General features: G+C 44.9%; 5 protein-coding genes. All 5 read left to right on the plus strand.

Annotated features, from left to right (window positions below; genetic code table 11):
- Positions 1-108 precede the first annotated feature (108 nt).
- From IQR33_RS16390 to IQR33_RS16410, 5 genes are read left to right on the plus strand one after another with little or no spacing between them, the layout of a single operon-like run.
- A complete protein-coding gene (locus IQR33_RS16390; protein ID WP_017634929.1) occupies positions 109-429 on the plus strand; it encodes an STAS domain-containing protein in 321 nt (106 codons plus the stop codon).
- A gap of 26 nt (positions 430-455) precedes the next feature.
- Complete coding sequence (locus IQR33_RS16395) at positions 456-1322, plus strand: OmpA family protein (protein ID WP_193837378.1); 867 nt, start codon at positions 456-458, stop codon at positions 1320-1322.
- The gene (locus IQR33_RS16400; RefSeq protein ID WP_193837379.1) at positions 1319-3421 is read left to right on the plus strand and encodes an SLBB domain-containing protein; all 2103 of its coding nucleotides are present in this window, start codon (positions 1319-1321) and stop codon (positions 3419-3421) included. The genes IQR33_RS16395 and IQR33_RS16400 overlap by 4 nt, the downstream gene beginning before the upstream one ends.
- Positions 3421-4107, plus strand: coding sequence for an AAA family ATPase (locus tag IQR33_RS16405; RefSeq protein WP_005377635.1), 687 nt, complete (start codon positions 3421-3423; stop codon positions 4105-4107). The genes IQR33_RS16400 and IQR33_RS16405 overlap by 1 nt, the downstream gene beginning before the upstream one ends.
- A gap of 11 nt (positions 4108-4118) precedes the next feature.
- Positions 4119-4499 (plus strand): Hpt domain-containing protein, encoded by a 381-nt coding sequence (locus tag IQR33_RS16410; protein ID WP_149191800.1) that lies wholly within the window; start codon positions 4119-4121, stop codon positions 4497-4499.
- Positions 4500-4722: the final 223 nt, after the last annotated feature.

The raw sequence follows: 4722 nt of genomic DNA on the forward strand, positions 1-4722 counted from the left end.
AATTGAACAATATCATCAACAGCGCTTAAACTTTTGATTTTTAAATAGTTTAAAATTGGCACGTTACCTGCTCTATATCCAATTAGAAAAACAAACGGAGACAGAGTCATGGAATTACGCAAACTAGAAATCAATCAAGACAAGTTAGCCATTGAGTTTTTTGGTGACTTAGACGCAAGCGGCTGTCGACAAGCACAACATCACATTGATGAAGTAATTCACAACAATCATCACAAAGAAGTCGAAATTAACCTACAGCACGTCCAATTTCTTGATTCTTCAGGGATTGGTGCCATTGTTTACTTATATAAGCGTCTAGTTGAACGTGAAAGAAGCATGAGTATTGAAAACGTATCAGGCCAACCTTTAGAAATCATGAGCTTGCTTCGTATCAACCATGCCATTCCCGTTAACTCAAAAGGACACTAAAAATACCGGTTTAAACGGAGGTTGGCATGGTAAATCTTATACGACGATATGCATTAAGCGGTCTTGTTGTCGGCATGTTTGGTTGTTCGTCGTTTGACTACCCAGAACACGGAAAAGGTGGCTTGGCGGAAAGCTATCAAGATATCTCGATCGAGAATTATCAGTTTTCCCCAGTGATGCCTGACGAGCCTTTAGGTCCAGAACATGGGTTAAGGTTTGATTGGCAACTGACCAAGTTACATCTAGACGCACTAATCCAAGAGGGCGCGCGCTGGTGTTTTCCTGCGGCAGTTGTTCAGGCCCTTGAAAAACAAAATAGAATTGCGCGCGAGTTAGAAGGTGGGCTTTTTCTCGACGCTGCCAACGACCTTGTGATTCAGCGTCGACGCTTAAACCAGCTCGAACAACAACTCGACTACGTACTGAGCCAAACCACTTGCACACCGCCCGATGATATTGAAGCGCTGCGTAGCGACCTAAACATAGTCGCGGATATCTATGCACTACTTAATATCGACAACCAGTTTGCTGTCGATTCAGCTGAAATCAACCCGAAGTACATGGGACATTTGGCAGAAGCAGCCTACATTTTACGTGACCACCCTAACCTATCTCTTGTAGTAACGGGGCATGCGGATGCAACTGGAACCCCCGATTACAACCAGAAACTTGCTCAAGCGCGTGCAGAACAAGTAAAGCGTTACCTAACCGTATTTGGTATCACTTCAGAGAGAGTCACTACCAAATCTGTCGGAGATAACCTGCCACTCTATGAAGGTGAAACATCCGCCGTGCGTTTAACTAATCGTCGAGTAAGCATCGAGGTTATTAGCCCTAATTCAGATAGCGATAGCTCAATAAACCGCAACCCAACGGCAGGAGGCGCGCTATGAACACGATGAAACCATTTATCCTCTTAATGTTGTTGTGCCTGGTCGCGTGGGTACCTTCTTCCATAGCGGATGAGAGCAATACTGTTAAGGTCGGTGATTTAATACAGATTAACTTACCTGGAGAGGCGTCGTTAAACCAAGGGTTTCAGGTTGATCGTCGTGGACGAATTAATTTACCAGAAGTCGGCCCTGTATTAGTGGCCGGCTACAATGAACAACAACTCCAAGACGTGATTATCGACAGGCTAAAGACCGTGTATCGTGACGTTAACAACGCTCGAGTTTTTATTAAACAGCAACAGTTGTTAGTGTCCGTTCAAGGCTACGTGGTCAAACCCGGTGAATATACCTTACCTTCTGGGTCCAACATTCAAATGTTTGTGTACGAAGCTGGAGGCCTGCGCGCAGGGGCTCAGCTTGATAAAATGATCGTGAAACGTGGAAATAAAAACATTGAATTTGACTACAAACGCTTCCTTGATACGGGGGACAATAGCCAGCTGCCAAAACTAGAATCACTGGATGTCTTATTTGTCCCCGCTTCCCCACTCGTAGGGAATATTGAGCAAGAGTTTGATGCAGCAAAACTCGCGAATTCAGGTGACAGCGCAGATTCCGCTCGTGCAATCAAAGTCTTTGGTGAAGTCAACGCACCTGGCTCGTTCTCATACAAGCCAAACACCACGCTAGTTGATGTCGTAATGCGAGCTGGCGGCGTGACACGATATGCCAGTGTTGAGCAAATTCGCGTGATAACAAACAATAACCCAACCATGTTTAACCTGAAAAAGTACCTTGATACTGGAGACCAAAGCCTACTGCCAGAGATACTGCCAGGTGCCACCATCTTTGTCCCAAAACAGGAAGAAGAAATCAAAGCAGGTGCAAATGTGGTTTACGTGATGGGTGAAGTCGCCCATCCTGGGGCATACGAAGGCAAGCAAGGCGCTAGCTTCATGGATATCCTCGCCAACGCTGGCGGGCCCACTCGCTACGCAGAATCTCGCCAAATTCGCGTTATAAAAGCCGATGGCAAAGTCATCAAATTCGATCTTACCGCGCATACAGAAGGACTATCTTCAGCCAGACCACCAAATGTTGGACCAGGAGACGCGATTTTCGTACCGGAGAAAACCGATTTCAATGAGAAGTCTTGGTTAAAAGTAGCACCTAGTCGAGCGGTCGCAGTGATGGGAGAAGTTGTTCGCCCTGGACGCATCGAGTGGTCAGACGAAATGGATTTGATTGATCTGCTTGCACACGTTGGAGGCCCAACTCGACGAGCTGATACCACCAAAATTGAAGTCGCCAATAACGGTCAAATGACACAATTTGACTTAGACCAATACATTCTGGATGGCTCGCCAACATCAAGCCTACCTCGAGTTTCCGCTGGTACAGTCGTAAGGGTACATGCATTGCCTGACGACCCATCCGATAATAAATCGCAATGGGTAAGCCAAAGCTCTGACGCATCAATATACGTTTTCGGACAGATCAATGCACCTGGGCGCTATCGTTTCACCGAAGATATGCATTTTCTGGATATTTTGTCTGCCGCCGACGGACCGACAATGGATGCAGATATTCACAACATCCGTGTCACACACCGAGGCCTAGGTTATGCCAAAGTGAGTAAATTGAATTTATCGATGTACTTTGAAACAGGCGATGAGTCAATTCTGCCCCACGTTCGTCCTGGTGATACCATTTACATTCCAGAAAAAAACAAAAACTGGTTAGATCGTTCAAAAGAGTCCACGGTACGCGTATTAGGTGAAGTAAGAGCCCCAGGGCGATACGTATTCAATGACAACATGACAGTGCTTGATCTGTTAGCGGAAGCAGGAGGACCAACTGACAATGCCTACCTTGAAAAGATCAGTGTGGTCAATATGTCTTGCTGCCAAGGCCAAGCCCGAACATTTGATTTGGTGAACTTTAGTAAAACAGCCAACATTTATGAGCTGCCAGTCATTCGCGCAGGCGACACGATTTACATTCCCCATAAAGACGAGAGCTTTGTTGAAAAAGCGAGGGCAGGATTAAGAGATATTTTACAAATCACCACAACCATCGTGTTAATAGGAGCGTTGTAATGACTATTCCTGCAACTCACGCTGAGATTGAGCAAATTTATCTTCAGAGTGAACAGAAAGGCCACAAAACGATTTGTGTTGTGGGTTGTAAATCTGAAGATGGTGTCACTTCCGTGGCGTCATCTCTTGCAGAGCGCTTGGTTTTAGCAGGCCACAATACTTTGTATGTAGACCTTAACTTATTCAAACCCGCTTATCACACTGTTCACGAATTTGATGATGACGAGAAGGTTGGCCATTTGATCACACGAGAGAATACACATCAAACTTTAGTCGGCCTCCCTGCTCCATCTCTCGCCAGCACTCAGTTAGCGTACCGAGACCCAACAACGCTGAAACAAAACATTGCACAATGGTTAACGCAGTACGAGCGCGTCGTGATAGATACATCACCACTTCTCAGTGTCAACCGAAGCAATATTGCGCCTCAAGTGATTGCTGGCGTATGTGATGCTACTTTGTTAGTAGCGCATTATGGCTCTACGACTGCAACCCAGCTCGAGCAAGCCAAAAAGCTACTCGATGCTAGCGATGCAAACTTGATTGGTTCTGTACTGAACATGAAGCACACTCCAAGCCTGAAAGATGAGTTAATCCGCCAAGTTTCCAAGCTGCGTTTCTTACCAAAAAAGTGGAAAGAAAAACTGTCTCAGCAAATTAAAAAAAGCGAACTGTTTATGTTATAGGGAGCGCTATTATGACGATAAATAACACATTGACTATCGAGCAAGAATTAGTGGATGAGCATATTCTTCAGCAAATGATCAAAGATACGTGCGCCGAAATCATCCCTACCTTGATTGAGCACTATGTCGAAGAGTCACGCGATCGCATGGAGAAAATAGAGCAAGCATTAAGCACAAAAGACCTTCAAACATTAGAGTTCGAGGTTCACACACTGGGCAGTTCTGCTCTCGCTCTAGGCAATCGAACGCTTTCAAGACAAGCAAGAATGATTGAGAAGTACTGTGTCGAAGGAAAAATACCAAAAGCATTGGAGCTTTGTGAAACACTTCCTCAACTCGCCAATGAATCGTTTGATGCGTTAGAAAAGCGAAAAGCTCAAGGGTTTGAGTAGTATCAGTGTCTTACTCCCTAGCGAAGCATCGCGTTTGATAAAGCGCGATGCCGACATCATCTCAGAAATTTAGGCTCCAAATTCAGTCACCCTCGCCAAGCCACACACCTTGAAATTATTTGGGTATAACTTAATCAATTAAAAAGTATGGATTTTTCGCAAATTTCCTACCTTGTGCTAATACTTAAATAACGCTTTTCTCAAATTGAGAATTTTCAGCACT

Source organism: Vibrio sp. OPT46, from assembly GCF_015163535.1.
Lineage (GTDB): Bacteria > Pseudomonadota > Gammaproteobacteria > Enterobacterales > Vibrionaceae > Vibrio > Vibrio alginolyticus.